This is a genomic window from Candidatus Nitrosotenuis chungbukensis, assembly GCF_000685395.1.
GTDB classification, from domain to species: Archaea; Thermoproteota; Nitrososphaeria; order Nitrososphaerales; family Nitrosopumilaceae; genus Nitrosotenuis; species Nitrosotenuis chungbukensis.
In genome coordinates this window covers 68,320-84,837 of record NZ_AVSQ01000009.1, presented here as the reverse complement: position 1 = coordinate 84,837, position 16,518 = coordinate 68,320, and the positions used below count along the sequence as shown (strand labels likewise).

General features: G+C 40.0%; 24 protein-coding genes. 10 read left to right on the top strand and 14 right to left on the bottom strand.

The window, feature by feature from the left end:
- The first annotated feature begins 84 nt into the window (after positions 1-84).
- Positions 85-1,575 (top strand): tetratricopeptide repeat protein, encoded by a 1,491-nt coding sequence (locus tag NKMY2_RS02475; protein ID WP_042684108.1) that lies wholly within the window; start codon positions 85-87, stop codon positions 1,573-1,575.
- 78 nt (positions 1,576-1,653) lie between these two features.
- Here the strand turns inward: NKMY2_RS02475 and NKMY2_RS02470 are convergent, their stop codons facing one another.
- Genes NKMY2_RS02470 through NKMY2_RS02460 form a run of 3 tightly spaced genes read right to left on the bottom strand, consistent with a single transcriptional unit; the run spans position 1,654 to position 2,581 of the window.
- Positions 1,654-1,992: an arsenate reductase family protein gene (locus NKMY2_RS02470; RefSeq protein WP_042684106.1), complete on the bottom strand. Its 339-nt coding sequence runs from the start codon at positions 1,990-1,992 to the stop codon at positions 1,654-1,656.
- Between the two features lie 45 nt (positions 1,993-2,037).
- Entirely contained in the window at positions 2,038-2,403 is a 366-nt protein-coding gene (locus NKMY2_RS02465; RefSeq protein ID WP_042684104.1) for a DUF6659 family protein, read from the bottom strand.
- A 13-nt stretch (positions 2,404-2,416) separates the two neighbouring features.
- A complete protein-coding gene (locus NKMY2_RS02460) occupies positions 2,417-2,581 on the bottom strand; it encodes a DUF1059 domain-containing protein (RefSeq protein WP_076613373.1) in 165 nt (54 codons plus the stop codon).
- A 107-nt stretch (positions 2,582-2,688) separates the two neighbouring features.
- Here NKMY2_RS02460 and NKMY2_RS02455 point away from each other — a divergent pair, with 107 nt between their 5' ends.
- Complete coding sequence (locus NKMY2_RS02455; RefSeq protein WP_042684101.1) at positions 2,689-2,904, top strand: hypothetical protein; 216 nt, start codon at positions 2,689-2,691, stop codon at positions 2,902-2,904.
- A 52-nt stretch (positions 2,905-2,956) separates the two neighbouring features.
- Here the strand turns inward: NKMY2_RS02455 and NKMY2_RS10695 are convergent, their stop codons facing one another.
- The 4 genes from NKMY2_RS10695 to NKMY2_RS02440 all read right to left on the bottom strand — a co-directional run bounded on the left by NKMY2_RS10695 (position 2,957) and on the right by NKMY2_RS02440 (position 6,132).
- Complete coding sequence (locus tag NKMY2_RS10695; RefSeq protein ID WP_157832419.1) at positions 2,957-3,118, bottom strand: hypothetical protein; 162 nt, start codon at positions 3,116-3,118, stop codon at positions 2,957-2,959.
- A 227-nt stretch (positions 3,119-3,345) separates the two neighbouring features.
- Complete coding sequence (locus NKMY2_RS02450) at positions 3,346-3,540, bottom strand: hypothetical protein (RefSeq protein WP_042684098.1); 195 nt, start codon at positions 3,538-3,540, stop codon at positions 3,346-3,348.
- 251 nt (positions 3,541-3,791) lie between these two features.
- The gene (locus tag NKMY2_RS02445; protein WP_042684097.1) at positions 3,792-4,691 is read right to left on the bottom strand and encodes a nickel-binding protein; all 900 of its coding nucleotides are present in this window, start codon (positions 4,689-4,691) and stop codon (positions 3,792-3,794) included.
- 88 nt (positions 4,692-4,779) lie between these two features.
- A complete protein-coding gene (locus NKMY2_RS02440; protein WP_042684096.1) occupies positions 4,780-6,132 on the bottom strand; it encodes an NAD(P)/FAD-dependent oxidoreductase in 1,353 nt (450 codons plus the stop codon).
- Positions 6,133-6,251: 119 nt separating this feature from the next.
- Between NKMY2_RS02440 and NKMY2_RS02435 the strand changes: the two genes are divergently transcribed.
- Positions 6,252-6,572, top strand: a complete 321-nt coding sequence (locus NKMY2_RS02435; protein WP_042684095.1) for a hypothetical protein — start codon at positions 6,252-6,254, stop codon at positions 6,570-6,572.
- A 2-nt stretch (positions 6,573-6,574) separates the two neighbouring features.
- Here the strand turns inward: NKMY2_RS02435 and NKMY2_RS02430 are convergent, their stop codons facing one another.
- Positions 6,575-7,237: a hypothetical protein gene (locus tag NKMY2_RS02430; RefSeq protein ID WP_042684094.1), complete on the bottom strand. Its 663-nt coding sequence runs from the start codon at positions 7,235-7,237 to the stop codon at positions 6,575-6,577.
- Between the two features lie 103 nt (positions 7,238-7,340).
- Here NKMY2_RS02430 and hsp20 point away from each other — a divergent pair, with 103 nt between their 5' ends.
- Together hsp20 and NKMY2_RS02420 are read left to right on the top strand one after the other, a co-directional pair.
- A complete protein-coding gene (gene hsp20, locus NKMY2_RS02425; protein ID WP_042684093.1) occupies positions 7,341-7,841 on the top strand; it encodes an archaeal heat shock protein Hsp20 in 501 nt (166 codons plus the stop codon).
- Positions 7,842-7,866: 25 nt separating this feature from the next.
- Entirely contained in the window at positions 7,867-9,996 is a 2,130-nt protein-coding gene (locus NKMY2_RS02420; RefSeq protein WP_042684250.1) for a CDC48 family AAA ATPase, read from the top strand.
- A gap of 312 nt (positions 9,997-10,308) precedes the next feature.
- Here the strand turns inward: NKMY2_RS02420 and NKMY2_RS02410 are convergent, their stop codons facing one another.
- Together NKMY2_RS02410 and NKMY2_RS02405 are read right to left on the bottom strand one after the other, a co-directional pair.
- On the bottom strand, positions 10,309-10,608 hold the full coding sequence (locus tag NKMY2_RS02410) for an NADH-quinone oxidoreductase subunit I (protein ID WP_042684089.1): 300 nt from the start codon (positions 10,606-10,608) through the stop codon (positions 10,309-10,311).
- A 131-nt stretch (positions 10,609-10,739) separates the two neighbouring features.
- Positions 10,740-11,327 carry a hypothetical protein gene (locus NKMY2_RS02405; protein WP_157832418.1) on the bottom strand — a complete coding sequence of 196 codons (588 nt, stop codon included), beginning with the start codon at positions 11,325-11,327 and terminating at the stop codon, positions 10,740-10,742.
- A gap of 56 nt (positions 11,328-11,383) precedes the next feature.
- Here NKMY2_RS02405 and NKMY2_RS02400 point away from each other — a divergent pair, with 56 nt between their 5' ends.
- Positions 11,384-12,535 carry an aminotransferase class V-fold PLP-dependent enzyme gene (locus tag NKMY2_RS02400; RefSeq protein ID WP_042684087.1) on the top strand — a complete coding sequence of 384 codons (1,152 nt, stop codon included), beginning with the start codon at positions 11,384-11,386 and terminating at the stop codon, positions 12,533-12,535.
- On the opposite strand, the gene NKMY2_RS02395 is transcribed toward NKMY2_RS02400, so the two are convergent.
- Positions 12,530-12,790: an Lrp/AsnC ligand binding domain-containing protein gene (locus NKMY2_RS02395; protein WP_042684086.1), complete on the bottom strand. Its 261-nt coding sequence runs from the start codon at positions 12,788-12,790 to the stop codon at positions 12,530-12,532. The genes NKMY2_RS02400 and NKMY2_RS02395 overlap by 6 nt on opposite strands.
- Before the next feature lie 75 nt (positions 12,791-12,865).
- Here NKMY2_RS02395 and NKMY2_RS02390 point away from each other — a divergent pair, with 75 nt between their 5' ends.
- Positions 12,866-13,507 (top strand): cyclase family protein, encoded by a 642-nt coding sequence (locus tag NKMY2_RS02390; RefSeq protein ID WP_042684083.1) that lies wholly within the window; start codon positions 12,866-12,868, stop codon positions 13,505-13,507.
- Here NKMY2_RS02390 and amrS read toward each other — a convergent pair.
- The gene (gene amrS, locus NKMY2_RS02385) at positions 13,504-14,604 is read right to left on the bottom strand and encodes an AmmeMemoRadiSam system radical SAM enzyme (RefSeq protein WP_052347462.1); all 1,101 of its coding nucleotides are present in this window, start codon (positions 14,602-14,604) and stop codon (positions 13,504-13,506) included. The genes NKMY2_RS02390 and amrS overlap by 4 nt on opposite strands.
- A gap of 34 nt (positions 14,605-14,638) precedes the next feature.
- Here amrS and NKMY2_RS02380 point away from each other — a divergent pair, with 34 nt between their 5' ends.
- A complete protein-coding gene (locus tag NKMY2_RS02380) occupies positions 14,639-15,139 on the top strand; it encodes a dual specificity protein phosphatase 23 (RefSeq protein WP_042684079.1) in 501 nt (166 codons plus the stop codon).
- A gap of 17 nt (positions 15,140-15,156) precedes the next feature.
- On the opposite strand, the gene NKMY2_RS10850 is transcribed toward NKMY2_RS02380, so the two are convergent.
- Positions 15,157-15,309: a hypothetical protein gene (locus NKMY2_RS10850; protein WP_177316499.1), complete on the bottom strand. Its 153-nt coding sequence runs from the start codon at positions 15,307-15,309 to the stop codon at positions 15,157-15,159.
- 32 nt (positions 15,310-15,341) lie between these two features.
- Positions 15,342-15,878, bottom strand: a complete 537-nt coding sequence (locus tag NKMY2_RS02375) for a hypothetical protein (RefSeq protein WP_042684078.1) — start codon at positions 15,876-15,878, stop codon at positions 15,342-15,344.
- A gap of 44 nt (positions 15,879-15,922) precedes the next feature.
- Between NKMY2_RS02375 and NKMY2_RS02370 the strand changes: the two genes are divergently transcribed.
- Positions 15,923-16,201 (top strand): RpoL/Rpb11 RNA polymerase subunit family protein, encoded by a 279-nt coding sequence (locus tag NKMY2_RS02370; RefSeq protein WP_042684077.1) that lies wholly within the window; start codon positions 15,923-15,925, stop codon positions 16,199-16,201.
- A complete protein-coding gene (locus NKMY2_RS02365) occupies positions 16,202-16,501 on the top strand; it encodes a transcription factor S (protein WP_042684076.1) in 300 nt (99 codons plus the stop codon).
- The last annotated feature ends 17 nt before the right edge of the window (positions 16,502-16,518 follow it).

Here is a 16,518-nt window from a genome sequence, read left to right as displayed (position 1 = left end):
TTTGTTTTCTCACAATTTGTTTAAAAGCTAGGAGTATGATTTCTACGAGATTATTAAATACAAAATCACGCTTGCGTACGTGATTTGAGCAAAAAACAGCTGTTGTTCTTCCCAATTCTGATCGCTTTTGCAGTTATTCCTGTTTCCGCAGACAATCAGAGCATAACGGTTCTAACGGACAAGGAGCAATACCACACCGGAGAAGTTCTAACAGTATCTGGATTCATTGAAGAGAAAAAGATGCCAGTAATTGCAGTGAGAATGTATGATCCGGATGGGGTGATAATTTCTGCAAACAGTGTGGAAATTGATGAGTTTAATTCCTTTTCAAGGACCATATCTTTGGATTCGCCATTTTATGACAAGTCCGGAATGTATCTGATCAAGTTTGATTACGGAAAGACAGAGGCTGAGATAACTTTTGAGGTATTTGGCAGCCAAGCAGATCAGCCAGAAGTAAATACTGAAAAAATCATTCCAGAGGTACTTACACTTGCTACGGACAAACCCACGTACCAAGACAATGATTTCATTACAATTTCCGGAACTGTTTCCGCAGCTGGTGAGCCATCGGTTCTGGTTGGAATATACGATCCATTTGGCACTCCGACTGGATTTTATTTTGGAGATATAGGTTCGGATCTCAAGTTTTCAGTTTCATTTTTGGCAAAATACGGGATTAATTTCAAGACTCAAGGGTCGTATATGGTCAAGGCCCATTACGAAGAGTCAAAGCGTGAGATTAGTTTTGGATTCAGCGGCATAACAGAACCGCCCAAAGAAAATCCTCCCATAAACAACATTCCTGAGAAAAAACCGGAAATCAAAATGGTACCAAAAACTACATCCATTCAAAACACCAACCCAGTAGCCCTCACTCCAGTTATCCAAAGCAGCAACTCAAAAACAGTTGAAACTAAGGAATCTGTAAAAATCCAAGAGAAAGAACCAGAGAAGCAGGATAATCTTACAGTAGAAGACGTCGAGTTAGGAAAGATGCTAAACCAGATGACTTTGAACTGCGATAACAGCGAATATGTCGATTCAATCTCGTATTATGATGGAATGGGTCCTGCCCTAATGCGGTTATGCAAGTATGATTCAGCCATTACATTTTTTGACGAATCCCTAGAGGAGAACCCAGAAAACATCGAAGTTCTTACCAACAAAGGATCTGCCCTAGTCAAGCTTGGCCATTACAATGAGGCAATAACTTACTATGACTCGGTGCTCAAAATTGATCCGGATTATTTACCGGCAATAAACAACAAGGCAAACGTTCTAGCGGAGCTTGGTAACTTCAAGGAAGCAATATCGCTGTACAATTTGGTCTTGGATCATGAACCAACATATGCTGTAGCGCAGGACAACCTCGAGAAGGCAAGTGCAAAAATTCTCATGCTTAATAAGAATCAAAAACAAGAACCAGCAAGTAGTTCCATAATTCAGGTGTCTGAGAAACAGCTAGAGACTGTAGTAAAAGTACAGAAAGAAGAAAAACCATCAAGCATACTAGAGCAGATTGGAAGCGTGTTCTCTTTTCTAGGCGTCAACATATTTGGATTTATGAAATAAGTTAATGCCTGAATCGCCAGTTTCAGATTAGATGAAGATTGGTGTATAATGTGCACACATCTCGTTTTGAATGGATAACTAGTGCTTTAGTTCTTTAGAATCAAACTTTCCGATAAGAATCTTATTTTTTGCAAAAACGATGGGTCGTCGTATCAAGCCGGGATGTTCTGATAGGATTTTGATTATTTGGGAATCTGTAAACCGTGAGTCGTCTAAATGCAATTCCTTGAACATTTTATCTTTTTTTCTGATAAGATCGCGCGGTTTTATTCCTGTCAGTTGTATGATTTTTTTAATTTCAGACTCAGTTAGCTTGTCTTTGAAGATGTCCCGCTTTTGCACGTCCAGCTTTAACCTGTCCAGTTCCGTTACAGCCCTTCTACACGTTATGCAGGTTGGCTTGAGATATATTTTCATCAAGGATTTTCCTGAAGCCTAATTTTTAAGACTATCCAGTTGATTTTAAAGAGAGTAGTTTTTGCCCAGTATTTGATTGACGGAGTCAATGATTTCTTTAAAATCTGTTTTTGTGTCTGTGCTTATCAACAGCAATTCACTGTCACTTAATGGAATACTAATTTGCTTTACCTTGTCATATTCCGTAATGGAATATTTTGCGTTGCCGACTCTATGAGACATGTTTCTTCGAGTTTCCCACCTTTTTGCCGCATAGTGAATCGACATTTTTACTTCGTCGGGTGTAAGTAGTTGTTCTATGCCAGAGTTATGGCCCCCAGCTACAAGATCGCCGTTTCTTCCGAGAACACCTACAAATCGTATAGCTTCGTTTGTTTTGAGTAATGTATTGCAGATCTCATCATTATTCATGATTTATCTAATATTATCCGCCTTTTCGGAGTATAAATTGCATTAGAGCTTCTTTGCTGTATTCTATTCCGTGCTCATCTAGTGTATGTTTTCCAAACTCATCTAGGACAACTGGAATTTCTTTGCCTTCTGCAATAAAATCACAGTCAAAACCATAGTCACGGCATATAAGCTTCATAGCTGTATGTTTATTGGCTGACAAATAACCTTTGTTCAAAATCCAACTAGTGGGTTGATGTTTGTGGCTTTGGCTTTTTATAGCACGAAAATAAAGTCAGAGAAGTTTTGAAGACTGGAAAATACTTGCCAAAGATAGGAACATTTGACGGAGCCGGGTTTTGGAAAAGGGCGTTTGCACATCAACGTGGAAATTTACTTAGGGCAGTCCAGGTTCCAGACGAACAAATCAAGATTCTAGTAAACAAGTCGTACCAAGAGCTGCCTGCACCATTACGATTTGAAATAGAAACTAGTGGAATAAGGGAAGAGAATCTCAAGTAAATTTTGATGAATTCTGCAAACTAGTGAGTTTGTTGTTACAGGGCGGTTTTGACTATAATTGATTGGCCCTTACCAACTCTCTTCGTTTTAGCTCATTTGCTTCTGCTAGTTCGTTTGCAATGAAAATTAACGAGTTGATCTTCATTATCTCAATGTTCCTCGGGGATGTCTCGTCTTCTGTCTTGATTAGCTCTACTCCATGATATTTTTCCATTAATGATTTATTCTCTCTGAACTAGTTATGTATTTAGTTAGGAATTCTACGTGTTCCTTTTTAATCAGAAAAACTAAATGTGTACTCAGGCAAATAGGACGATCTCTTGCCAGAAATCTCCTAGCACGATGTGAACCTGTTTGCCTTACACATTATTGAGTTCATAGCTTCTAACAAGAACAGCATCACCTTACCAAAATTATCAATAATAAAATATTCGTACTTGGCTATTCTACGAATACGGGGTTTTCTTTTTTATTATTAAAACTGTTTACGGTGTATGTTAGTTTGTCAAAACCGTCTGGCATTGGATTTGCGCAATTACCACATTTTGGAAAAACAATTTCTGCATCATATTCTACTTCCCCAATGCATTTGTTACATCTGGTACATCGTATTACCTTTGTATCATATATGTTCAATTTGGAATCATCTTCCCTTCAGGAGATATCTAAACAATGACAAGTAAAACGCCTATCGTATTATCACTTGCCAATCTAATAAAGAAGATTATCGGTTAATTGAAAATTTGTTTGGTTTTTACAATAAACTGGCAACATATTATATAGGAATTTTTATGCGATAAAATCCTTAAAAAACAAGTTCTGGAATTTACCAATATATTTCCAGAGGAATGAAAATAGAGTACGTCATCGATAATTTTAGGACAAATTTACAATTTTGGCAGTTCAATGATAAATGTAGTTCCTTTGTCTAACATTGTTTTAACGCTAATTTTTCCACCATGTTGCTCTACAATGGTTTTGCAGCTTGGTAATCCAAGTCCTGTTCCAATTTGTCTAGTGGTAAACAATGGCTCAAAAATTCTTGGTACTATGTACTCCGGAATTCCATGACCTGAATCTTCGATTTCTATTACGATGTTTTGTCCATTATCAAAAACTCTGATATCAATTTTTCCTTTATCATTGATCGCCTGAATTGCGTTTGAAATGAGATTGACAAACACGATTTCGAGTTTTTCTTCGTCGCAAATTAATTCATAGTCAAGTTTTGTAAAAGTGATCTTTATTCCGTCTGGAATATTTAACTTTAGAAGTGAATTTTCAATTATTCTACAAATTTTCATTTTTTCTAAACGCAGCTGTTTTGGCTTTACAAAATCGAGTACGTTGTCAACTTGATGCATGATTCTGATCATTGATTTGTTTATTCTGTCAAAATCATCATGAGATTTTTCGTATAATTCCGGATTTTTGAGGTGCATTATCTCCAAGGAACCTTTGATTACCGATAGTGGATTCCTAAGATCATGAGCAATTCTTGCTGCAAGTTCACCTATTGTCTGCAGCTTTTCTGATTTTAGCATCTCTGCTGTTTTTATGTAATCAGTTTCTACTATCCTATCGCAAATACAATCGAATTTTTTATGGTGATTGATTATCGATTCTTTTGACGGAGCCTCACAAATACAATACAAAACGTCTTCATCTTTGTTAAACAGTAATTGATAAACCTTGACGCCAAATTCATCTATGCCTTCACTTATCGATTTTTCAAGCTCATGTCTACTGTAATCTCCAAGCTTGTGTACATCTAAAAAAAACGGCATTTTCTATCTTAAAGGAATGAGATCGGTAAATAACACTTTTTTAGACATGGTGATCTCGTGTAAACACCTGACAAGTGGTTTTCCCTTTTTACCATACATCGTCAACTTCGTCTAGTTCTCGATAGTCAACTGGAGGCTCTTTGCGAAAGATTTTCAATCTCGAGATGTCCCTGTCAAAAAACAGGTCTGCAGTCCAGTCGAGCAAAACCCTCAGTCTTTTGTCTAATCTCGGAATTTTGCTAAGGTATATCGATCTCCAGATCCACCAGGCCAAAAACCCATGAATGTTCATGCCAAATATGGACGCTATTCCAGTTCGTTTTCCAATTATTGCCATCTGGCCCTTTGAGTAATATTCAATTTTCTTTTTTTGTTGGCCATTTATGCCTGCAAAAATATTGTATGCTGCAGTTTTCCCTTGTGCTTCTGCATTTTGCGCAGTTGGCGGATATGGTTTTTTTGTACTAGGATCAATTGCAAGACTGCAGTCGCCAATCACGTATACTCCTGGAAAGTCAGGGGTTTCTAAAAATTCGTTAACAATTATTCTACCCCTCTCAGTCTTGAATACCGAGTTCTTGATGGTATCAACCGGTGTAACACCAGCAGTCCAGACGAGTGTCTTTGTTTGTATTGATGATAATGTTTTGTCCTTGACAGGAGTTTTTGTTGGATCAACTGCGTCCTTTATTATTACCTCGGAGCCATCAAAGTTTACAACCAAAGTGTTCAGCATGATTTCGATTCCGCGCTGAATCATCTTGTCCTTTGTAAACTGCGCAAGTCTTTCGCTAAATCCAGGAAGTATGGCAGGCATGGCCTCTAGGATAATCACCTTGATTTCATTTTCATGAATATGCGGATAGTGTTTTTTTGTATCGTGTACAAAGTCAAGCAGTTCCCCAGCAGTCTCAATTCCTGCAAATCCGCCACCAACTATGACAAATGTCAGCAAGCTCTGTCGCAAGATAGGATCATTTTCATTTTCAGCCTGCTCCAGCATGTCTATCACCCTGTTTCGCAATACGACTGCGTCGTTGAGTGTCTTCATTGTGTATGCATAAATTTCAACACTCTTGTTTCCAAAGAAATTCGTCTGACTTCCCAGCGCCACTATCAAATAATCATAACCTAGGGAAATTCCCCTCTTTTCATTAGTCCCGTATAGGGTGACCCGTTTTCCATACGGGTCTATGTTTTTGACTTTGCCCTCGTAAAATCTTGCCTTTTTGCAAAGCTGCCTTATCGGCATTACAATGTGTCGGGTTTCAATCATTCCTGATGCCACCTGCGGCAGCATGGGCGTAAAAAGCAGAAAATTGTCCTCAGAAACTAGCGTAATTTCGGCCTCCTTGTCCTTTTTAAAATGAGATTCAAGTGCTCTTGTGCAGTCTATTCCGGCAAACCCGCCGCCTAAGACCAAGATACGCTTGTTTGTCATCTTTATTCTTCCAGATCAATCGATATAACGGTTGATTCACTAAATTCATCAACTTTTCCTATAATTTTTGCTATCTAGGTGCTGAAGCGCATAAATATTGCACATGAAATTACATACTCATGAAGAAAGAATATGTCGTGGTCAGAATTGACGCAGCACCAGACGGCGCGCCATATGTCATACTGTCATTGTCGCTAACCAAGGATTTTAAGGAAAGCAATCAGCCGCTCCAGTCTCCATTTGGTGGAGGAGTGATGGGATTTACAAACATGGACGACATGATGAAAAACCTAAACAAGATGTTATCTGGAGGGGCATTTGGGGGACAAAGCGGCCTTACATCACTCAAGGTAGACATGCGGGAATACAAGGATCTTGGCATATCAGTAGGCGACAAGGTTTACCTTGAGATCTCTAAAGCCGAATTATCTGGTGTATAAGCTCATCTAGAAATTTCTGTTCTCAAAATTTCATATGCCTTTGATGCATCCTCTTCCTTTAGGACCAACACTATGTCGTCTTGGGAAAAAAATGCATTTTCAAGCTCGATTCCGTTGCTGTGGAGTAGTTCTGCAACATACGATACCACGTCGGAGCGATTTTGCTCCTGCGATATTCTGATTTTGATTTTTGCAAGTCCCGTACTAAACAGCTCCTTTTCGTGTGGGAATGACTCGAAGAGTTTTCTGACATCAACTAGATCCTCGGTTAGGACCCTAAACGAATCAGCCAGTCTAAAGAACTCGTAATCGGAGTCCATCTCTGAAAACTTGTTCATAAGGGATGCCGCCTCGTTTGCATCAAGCTCGTTTGTTGAGAATCGTATGTTCAGTATTCCATCAGTCAAAGAAAGCCTAGCGTTTTTCAGTATGGACTCTGTCTTGATTTCGTCTTTTTCTAAAAATGAATCAGCGTAGCGCTTTATCGCAACCACGATAGTATTGAGATTCACAGGATTGCCAATCTGGCGTTCAACATCTGGCTGGATTTTGACTGCAAGCGCAGTATAGTTAATGACGTCCATTTTCATGCAGTCATAAATTGAGCGATTCTTAGTTATGATCTCCCTTACCGCTTCTGGCACGGAAGCAATGGTTGTTCTCACAAGAACTTTATGTGGTGTCAGATTTATTAGTCTTATGTAATTTTATCTAAGAAATTACATAATCTTTAAATAATGTCATGTATATTACATACCCTAGGTGAATATGACAGTGTTATTCGACGACGAATTTGACAGAATCTTCAAGAAAATGTCCAGCTCCTTTATGGATCTAGACAATGTCTTTGAGGAATCTGGAAAATCAGGTAGCACGACTTTTGGTCCATTCTATTACGGTTATTCAATGACCGTTGGACAAGACGGCAAGCCTGTGATAAAAGAATATGGAAATGTAAAGCCCGGGTTACTCCCAAGCTCAGAATCCAGGGAGCCACTAATCGATGCGATTATTGACGAAAAGGAAAAAACCCTCAAACTGATTGCGGAAATGCCAGGTGTCGAGAAGAAAGACATCAGCGTTGTAGTTGAGGGCAAAACAGTACACATTGATGCAGAACACGGTGAGAAAAAGTACCACGGCAATGCACCGATAAGGCATGAGGTAGATGAGGACTCGGTAAAGGCCACATATACAAATGGGATCTTGGAGATGGTCTTTAAGCTAAAGGAGCAAAAGCCAAAGGGCAAAACAGTGGAGGTTAACTAAACCTCTAATTTTTTTGGTGATGAAAATGAGTGAAATAATATTAAAAATTGATGAGATTTCCCAACGACATGTTGGAAAGGGAATAGCTGTAATCGATCCCAAAGTAGTAAAGGACAACAAGTGGCAGGCAGGCCAAATCGTAGAGCTCATGGCAAACAAGAAGACCCATGTGAAAATCTGGCCAAGCTCGGGCGATGATTTTGGTACTGGGATTATCAGAATTGACGGCTTGACAAGGCACAATATTGGCGCAGGAATCGGCGAAAAGGTTTCAGTCAAAGGTGTAAACGCCGCAGAGGCAGAACAGGTTGTCTTGTCCCCAATTGAGAAAATATCGATTGAAGGGCTACAGGAATACATGTCTTCTTTGTATGAGGGACATGTCTTTACAACTGGCGATACCATCATAGTAAATACACAGCTTGGTGGAAAAACTCAGCTTGTTGTAACTGCAACCACACCCGCAAAGCCGGTAATTGTAACTGAGGATACCACATTCAAGCTAGGCTCCATGACAAAGGCAGTTGACAATTCCGTACCAAGGATAACATATGACGATCTGGGCGGACTAAGAAAAGAGGTCATAAAGATTAGAGAAATGGTAGAGTTGCCAATGCGACATCCTGAGCTCTTCGAAAAGCTAGGAATCGAGGCTCCAAAAGGTGTCCTTTTGTACGGACCTCCGGGCACGGGAAAAACCCTTCTTGCAAAGGCAGTTGCAGGCGAGACAAACGCGCACTTTACTTCAATTTCCGGCCCTGAAATCTTTGGAAAATACTATGGAGAAAGCGAGGAAAGACTACGTGATGTGTTCAAGCAGGCAGAAGAAAACACTCCAAGCATAATATTTATCGACGAAATCGACTCCATTGCGCCAAAGCGTGACGAGGTATCAGGCGAGGTAGAAAAAAGAATCGTTTCCCAGCTTTTGACACTGATGGACGGGATGAAATCAAGGGGCAAAGTTGTAGTGATTGCCGCAACAAACAGGCCAGACTCAATTGACCCGGCACTTAGAAGGCCAGGACGATTTGACAGGGAAATTGAGATAGGAATTCCAGACGAGGAAGGAAGGCTGGAAATTCTAAACATCCATACCCGTGGAATGCCAGTTGAGGAGAACGTAAACCTACAACAAATTGCAAAGGTAACGCATGGATTTGTCGGAGCGGATCTTGAGGTATTGGCAAAAGAAGCTGCAATCAGATCGCTTCGAAAAATTTTGCCAGAAATCGACCTTGCACAGGACAAGATTTCAGCTGAAATACTGCAGAAAATCAAGATAACGTCTGACGACTTTAAAGAAGCTCTCAAAGAGGTAAAGCCATCCGCGCTAAGAGAGGTCCTAGTAGAGGTGCCAAACGTAACATGGGATGACGTAGGTGGATTAGAGTCGCTCAAAGAAGAGTTACACGAGGCAATCGAGTGGCCACTAAAGCACAAAGAGGCACTAGAATATGTCGACGTTGCAGCGCCAAAGGGAATTCTCCTACATGGTCCACCAGGTACTGGAAAAACCCTGATCGCAAAGGCAATTGCAAAGATGACCGAATCTAACTTTATCAGCGTAAAGGGGCCTGAGCTGCTATCAAAGTGGGTTGGCGAGTCAGAGAAGGGAGTACGAGAGATATTCAGAAAAGCAAGGCAGGCTGCGCCATGCATCATATTCTTCGATGAGATAGATGCGCTCATTCCAACAAGAAGTGGAATGGATTCTTCGCACGTTTCAGAAAATGTAGTATCACAAATACTCACAGAAATCGATGGCCTTGAAGAGTTAAACGACGTACTGGTGATTGGTGCGACAAACAGGTTAGACATGGTAGATTCTGCCTTGTTAAGACCTGGAAGATTTGACAGGATAATCGAGGTTCCAAAACCAGACGAAAAAGGACGAAAGCACATCTTTGAGATTCACACAAAGAAAAAACCACTTGAATCAAACGTTGACTTGGCAAAGATCGTAGAAATGACAAACGGATACAGCGGGGCAGAGATTGCCGCAGTATGCGATAGGGCTGCATTTGCTGCACTAAGAAGATATGTCAGCAGTGAGAAAAAGTCAGTCAAAGAAATCAAGATCACACAGAACGACCTAGTAGAGGCAGTTCGAAAAGTTCGAGTCGCCCCAACGTCTACATCGGCAGTAGCCTAATCTTTTTCTTTTTTAAAAGTAGGAAATATTTTTTTGATATTTCCTACTTCAAATTTTATCCACTCACAGAACATCTGCCAAATGGAATCATGCGCACCAAGCCTATTGGAGTGATGGCCTTGTATTTGCCGTAAACTGACATTATTTTTTGGATAAATCAGTGAACTATTTTGGGGGTTTTCTATATTGGACAAAAATCAAAGACGTGGGTTTTTGGAAAATCTACAGTACAAGACTTGGTTACAGAATCCATATCAAAAACCTAGTTTCCACCAGCACATAGAAATTAAAAAGAAATTATGATGACTGAACTTAATCGATGAGTTCAGTCCAGCCCTTAACGAAGACTGAGTTCTTGTACAGAGGAACTGGTTGACCTACGGTGAAGTCCATTGGTCTCATCCAGAAGATTGCTTTTGTTGGGCAAACTCCAATGCATGCTCCGTCGGAGATGCATCTTTCTGGGTAAAAGACGAATGCCTTTCCTCTTTTCCAGCCTTCGACTGGTTTTACTCTGAGTACATCTGGTCCCAATGTTGTGCAGATTTCAACGCATAGTGCGCATCCGATGCACATTTGTTCACCAATGTCTGGTAAAATTGCTACTGGCATTTTATTTCAAATTAACTTGATTTTAGATCTTAATATAATTTCCCTAAAAAGTTCGAATTATAACGGCGTTAGGCAATTTTTAACGCTGTTATAAAATTCTGATCGCTAGTTTTTGGTTTTTGAAAATCATACTAAAACAAATCAAGATCAGATAATTTTAGAGTGGACTTTTTTGAGTTGTTTTGATCCAATAAGGTAAGATAAAGCTCCGAGTTTTGTTTTTGCAAAACTAGCCGATTCATTTTGTTGGCTTCAATTACATGGCGTCCAATAGCTAACAAAACCCAGCCCTCGTCCTTTTTGAATTTAGCAAGACTTCCAACTAGAACAATAGATTTTGTTTTTTGCCCAATACTGACTAGAAGCATGATAAAGCTGTTGATCAGCCTGCCGGCGTCTTTTTCATTCGTAAATATGTTGTAAAAGCCGTTTAGCGAATCAATTATTACAATATGTTGTTCTTTTGATATCTCATCTAGTATTTGTACGAGCAGTTTGCTCCACGTCTGCTCTGTTGGCTGGAAAAGTCGGATATCGTCAGACTGTGGCAAAATGTTTGCCGCAACATACCCGCTGTACAACAGATCAAAATCAAGATAAATTGTCGGAATATCTATTGAGGAAATCAGTTTATGAAAAAAATACGTCTTTGTTATTGCGTCGTCAAACGATATGGAGTTGAGACTTTCAGAAGAAATCACCTTTTGAATATCTTTCATGATATTTGCCTGATGATTTTTATCCAACAGCAGATAGTTTCATGTGAGATATAATAATGAATTTCGATCTGGACACATATGGCGCGTTTATCGGCTCAAACAAGATCTATCTGAACAATGCGTCTTCGTCTCTACTTCCCCTAAAAAGCATCAAGGCTATGACTGACTTTATCATACAGTATAATGAATCAGGGCCAGATTCGATTGATTTTGGAGTCAATCTTGCAGAAAGATACAATCAGCTAAGGCAAACCATTTCCAAGCTGATACGATGCAGACCGGAAGAAGTGATTTTGACCCAGAGTACCACAGAAGGAATCAATACGGTTGCAGGCGGACTGTCTTTTCCAAAAAATTCCAACATCGTAATTAGAGGCACCACTCATGAGCATCATTCTAATTATTATCCGTGGTTACGCCTCGCCAAGTCAGTCGAGTTACGCAGCGTATCTAATGACACAAATGGGTTTTTCGAGATTTCTGAATTTGAAAAACTGCTAGACGAAAATACAAGGCTAGTTTCATTGAGTCATGCATTGTACAATACTGGGGCAATCATGCCAGTTGAGCAAATCGGTAAAATCCTAGAAGAGAAAAACATCCCATACTTTTTAGATGCAGCTCAAACGGTTGGCTGCATTGGCGATTATGATTTTAGTAGAACGAAGTGCAGCTTTATGGCCTTTAATGGTTACAAGTGGCTCTGCGGCCCAATGGGTATTGGGATATTTTACTGCAAAAAAGACTCTGCCAATTTGCTAGAGCCAACCCAGATAGGAGGAGAATCGGCAATGATATACGACAATGACAAAATAGCATACAAGGACATTCCCGATAAATTTCAGGCAGGGTTTAGAAATTACCCTGCAGTTATCGGGTTGGAAACGTCTGTTTCATATTTGTTGCATTTGGGACTAGACAACATTAGGAAAAAAGTCATCAGTCTTGCAAACTTGTTCAGAGATGAAATTGCGAAAATTCCAGATGTAACTCTGTATGGTCCAGAAGATCAGGAAAGAAGGACCAGCATTGTACCGTTTTCCATAGGCAAAAAATTACCGCAAGAAGTAGTAGAACAGCTGGAAAAACGCGGCATCGTCTTGGCAGTAAGGGAAATATCAGACACAAAAATCGTGCGTGCGGCACCGCATTTTTTTAACACAGAAACGGATATTCTAAAAACGGTTGACGCGATAAAGAAGCTATAGGCCTTCTTGTTCTTCGATTACCATCATGGTAAGAGTGGACTGGACTTTTTCGATTTTTCTTATCTTATTTGTGATAATGCTTCTTAGGTGGTCTGGGTTGTCTGCTTCTATTTTGACTACAATATCGTAGATTCCATAGACTCCTTGAACCTCAAACTTGATGCCCTTTTCGACTGCGAGAATCTCCTTTAGCTTCACGATAATTTCTTGGTCCGAACCCAGATCAGAGTTCAAAAGTATGAATGCGGTTGGCAACGTAGAAGTATTTTGAATGGGTGTTATTTAATATCTTTGATCATCATCAAATAGAACTTGGATTCTAGATTTTTTGTGAAACCAATAGATCTTACGCTGACCATTTCGCAAGACATCCCTAGTTTCCCAGGATCGCCAAGACCCCACTTTATGCCATGGGCTGAAATCAAAAAGGAAAAGTACAATCTAGAGATGCTTTTTTTGAGCACCCACACTGGAACCCATGTCGATGCTCCATATCACTTTATAAAAAATGGAAGAAAAATTCACCAAATTAGTCCTGAGAGATTTGTGTGCAACGCAATTCTGATCAGAGTCAAGGGAACACCAAATTATAAAATCACAAAAAGGGATATTATTGAGTTTGAAAGCAAGCATGGCTCTATTCCTGCAAAATCTGCGGCCATTTTCCACACTGGGTGGAACGATAACTTGGAAAGAAAGGACTTTTTTGAGAAAAATCCGGGCATAACAGAGTCTGCTGCAAGATACCTGTCTTTGAAGAAAATAAGCCTTGTTGGGATTGATTCGCCAAGTATCGACATTGGCTCAAATGCATCTTTTTCAGCTCACAAGATACTATTAAAATCAGACGTCTTGATTTTGGAGAACCTCTGCAACCTTGACAGAATAAAAAAGACACATTTTGGGATAATCGCGTTACCATTGAAGCTTCAAGGCGCGACAGGATCCCCTGTTCGCGCAGTCGCGTTTTAGACTACAAACTGAAATCTGTTTCTTTTGTATTTTTTGTCCAGCGGCCCAATGATCGGGATTTGCTTTGAGCAAAACTTGCACCTGTTATGATCATCTAAATTCCACTGTGTAATGTCAAACCCGTATCGCCCGACTGCAATATTTTTACACTCTGGGCAGTATGTGTGCTCGTATTTGTGTCCTGGGACGTTTCCCAAATACACGTATTGCAGTCCCTCTTTTTTTGCAATTTCGTAATGTTTTTCCAAAGTTTCGATTGGGGTTGAGGGAAATTCCATCATCTTGTAGTCCGGATGAAATCTCAGGAAATGAATCGGCATTTCCGGCCCAAACTCATCGTAGATAAATTTGGATAATTTTTTTGCATGTTCCAAACTGTCGCCGACCTGCGGCACAATTAGATCCGTTATCTCGACATGAATTTTTGTCGTATCCCTAATTTCTAAGAGAGAGTCAAAGATTGGTTTTGGGTCTGGGACTCCAATGTATTTTCTTGTAAATTCAGGTTCTGCGCTTCCCTTAAAGTCAACTGTGATGCAGTCCAAAAATTCTCCCATCATTTTTACACTCTGGGGAGTATCATAGCCATTTGAGACAAAGACGTTAAACAGCCCTCTTTTTCTTGCGGCAATGCCGCAGTCACGTGCAAACTCGATGAAAATTGAGGGCTCGTTGTACGTATATGCAATTCCATCCGCACCACAAGATACGGCAGATTCTGCCACCTGTTCTGGTGTCATATCGGTTCCCTCTATTTTTCTTCGCTGGGAAATGTCGTAGTTTTGGCAGTACTTGCAAAGCCAATTACAGCCAGTCGTTGCTATTGAGAATATCTTAGTTCCGGGTCGATAGTGGATTACCGGTTTTTTTTCAATTGGGTCGACGTTTCCTACAATTACTTTGCCATAGACAAAGAGCTCAAGCTTGCCGCCGACGTTTCCCCTAACCCCGCAAAGGCCTATCTGGGAATCTTTGATCTCACAGTATCTAGCACATGCAGTACACTTTACCTTATCATCAGGTAACTTTTCATAAAGAATAGCCTCTCTGGTCAAAACTACACTATTACAGCAATTTGTAATATAAACAGATCTCATTGTCTAAATATGCCAAAAATACCATACGTATCAAATGAGCAAGCCGGGAAATCTTTGGCGCAAAATCCATGGCAAAATAACAAAGAGACCCACAAACTTTTCATGGCTTATAGAAAACAAGCTGGCAGGCTGCGGAATGCCGACAAGCTTTGAGGAAATGAACTGGATTAGAAATCAGGGTGTCAAGTCAATTGTAACAATGACGGAAGAAAGTCTACCCAATTCATGGCTAGACGAAATAGAATACTTACACGTTCCAACCGAAGACCTAACCGCACCGGATCTTGAAAAAATTGATAGTGCAGTTGATTATATCGATGAGCGAATCAAAAACAAAGAACCGGTAATGGTACACTGTGCTGCTGGAATTGGAAGGACTGGGACTATTTTGGCAAGTTATTTGATCAAGTACCAAAAAATGACAGCAAAGGACGCAATCGAAAAGCTAAGAAATGAAAGGCCTGGCTCCGTCCAATCAGATGTGCAGGAAATGGCGGTATCCATGTATGAAAAATACCTAAAACACAAAGACTGACAATAAAAAAATTGAATTTATTCTGGAATAGAGATTGTATCTATCTTTCCATCCACCAGTTTGACAAACAGAAATCTATTGTCCTTGAAAATCAAAGTAATCCCGCCCTCTGAATCGGGTTCTTCCACTTCGAGTACAGGCTGGCCCAAAAGTCCATCATATTTTGCCATTGGTTTTGTCGATTTCTCCTGTTTTATAATCCTTAATTGATTTTTATTTCAATTTCCTGTGCGTTTGATTTGACATTGTCAGGTTCTGTATAGTGATGCTTTTGCCAAGAAGCAAATACTTCGGCACCAATTTTGTGTTTTCCCGATCCAAGTTCTGATGCCTTAAAGGTAAGTTTTTCTTCAAAGTCAAATAATTCCTGTCGTACTTCGTCCTCTGTCAGTCTTATGATTGGCTCAAAGTTTTTTGCAACTTGGACCCAGACTCTTTTTTCCTTCATCGGGTTTACCAGTTTAGGATTGCGTGTCCAAAAAAACGAGGCTTTTCTGTATGTGTCAATTGACTTTAGCTCATGCTTTCTAAATCCGCCTGAGGCCAGCTTTATTCCGTATTTTAGCTTGAATAGGTTATCATATTTGTTGTAAGACTCTGTCCAGTTTTTTTCATTAAATGCGTCCCTGAGTCCGCCCTGGATTGAAAATTTGACTCCAATTGTGATCTCGTCATTTTGTGAGTATTCCTCCTTGTCAGGAGTCAGGCTTATGTCTGAAAGTGTATTTTCGCTTCCCATAATGCACGATGATTTATATCCGCAATAAGTGGTTTTCCGATAGAATGAATGCCCAAATAATAAAGTCATCCACAAAGGAGACAAGTATCTCGCTAAAGGGATCGGACATTGGTACTTTGTACATAGTACAGCACGAGTTGTTAAAGGATCACCAAGTTGACTTTGCAGGGGTAATTCTCAGACATCCACTCACAAACGAGTACTGGATGCGCGTAAATGCAAAGAGCAGTCCAATTAAGGAAATAGTAAAGGCTACTGATTCGGCAATCGAGTTTGCGGGACAAATGAAACAACTTATTCATTCAAAATTCAAGGGTGTTTAGATGCAATTTTGCCCCAAGTGTGGCATACGACTAAAAAAAGGAACTTGTCAGAAATGCGGTCATGCTGAAAACGAAGCCAAGCAAGACACAAAAAAGAAATCACAGGAACAAAAATCAGAACTGACAATTTTGGATGAAAACGATACCAAGCAAACTTTGCCTACGATTACAATAGATTGTGAAAAATGCGGCCACACAGAAGCTGTCTGGTGGATGTTGCAAACAAGAAGTGCAGATGAGCCTACCACGCAATTTTATCGTTGCATACAATGCAACCATACTTGGCGTAACTACGCATAACGTTTAACTGGAAGCTT

What these genes read in the sequence shown, in the direction of transcription:
- NKMY2_RS02470 (WP_042684106.1), bottom strand. Translation starts at nt 1,992, where the DNA reads ATGAAAATATATCTCAAGCCAACCTGCATAACGTGTAGAAGGGCTGTA.
- NKMY2_RS02465 (WP_042684104.1), bottom strand. Translation starts at nt 2,403, where the DNA reads ATGAATAATGATGAGATCTGCAATACATTACTCAAAACAAACGAAGCT.
- NKMY2_RS02460 (WP_076613373.1), bottom strand. Translation starts at nt 2,581, where the DNA reads ATGAAGCTTATATGCCGTGACTATGGTTTTGACTGTGATTTTATTGCA.
- NKMY2_RS10695 (WP_157832419.1), bottom strand. Translation starts at nt 3,118, where the DNA reads ATGGAAAAATATCATGGAGTAGAGCTAATCAAGACAGAAGACGAGACA.
- NKMY2_RS02445 (WP_042684097.1), bottom strand. Translation starts at nt 4,691, where the DNA reads ATGCCGTTTTTTTTAGATGTACACAAGCTTGGAGATTACAGTAGACAT.
- NKMY2_RS02440 (WP_042684096.1), bottom strand. Translation starts at nt 6,132, where the DNA reads ATGACAAACAAGCGTATCTTGGTCTTAGGCGGCGGGTTTGCCGGAATA.
- NKMY2_RS02435 (WP_042684095.1), top strand. Translation starts at nt 6,252, where the DNA reads ATGAAGAAAGAATATGTCGTGGTCAGAATTGACGCAGCACCAGACGGC.
- hsp20 (WP_042684093.1), top strand. Translation starts at nt 7,341, where the DNA reads ATGACAGTGTTATTCGACGACGAATTTGACAGAATCTTCAAGAAAATG.
- NKMY2_RS02420 (WP_042684250.1), top strand. Translation starts at nt 7,867, where the DNA reads ATGAGTGAAATAATATTAAAAATTGATGAGATTTCCCAACGACATGTT.
- NKMY2_RS02410 (WP_042684089.1), bottom strand. Translation starts at nt 10,608, where the DNA reads ATGCCAGTAGCAATTTTACCAGACATTGGTGAACAAATGTGCATCGGA.
- NKMY2_RS02405 (WP_157832418.1), bottom strand. Translation starts at nt 11,327, where the DNA reads ATGAAAGATATTCAAAAGGTGATTTCTTCTGAAAGTCTCAACTCCATA.
- NKMY2_RS02400 (WP_042684087.1), top strand. Translation starts at nt 11,384, where the DNA reads ATGAATTTCGATCTGGACACATATGGCGCGTTTATCGGCTCAAACAAG.
- amrS (WP_052347462.1), bottom strand. Translation starts at nt 14,604, where the DNA reads ATGAGATCTGTTTATATTACAAATTGCTGTAATAGTGTAGTTTTGACC.
- NKMY2_RS02380 (WP_042684079.1), top strand. Translation starts at nt 14,639, where the DNA reads ATGAGCAAGCCGGGAAATCTTTGGCGCAAAATCCATGGCAAAATAACA.
- NKMY2_RS10850 (WP_177316499.1), bottom strand. Translation starts at nt 15,309, where the DNA reads ATGGCAAAATATGATGGACTTTTGGGCCAGCCTGTACTCGAAGTGGAA.
- NKMY2_RS02375 (WP_042684078.1), bottom strand. Translation starts at nt 15,878, where the DNA reads ATGGGAAGCGAAAATACACTTTCAGACATAAGCCTGACTCCTGACAAG.
- NKMY2_RS02370 (WP_042684077.1), top strand. Translation starts at nt 15,923, where the DNA reads ATGAATGCCCAAATAATAAAGTCATCCACAAAGGAGACAAGTATCTCG.
- NKMY2_RS02365 (WP_042684076.1), top strand. Translation starts at nt 16,202, where the DNA reads ATGCAATTTTGCCCCAAGTGTGGCATACGACTAAAAAAAGGAACTTGT.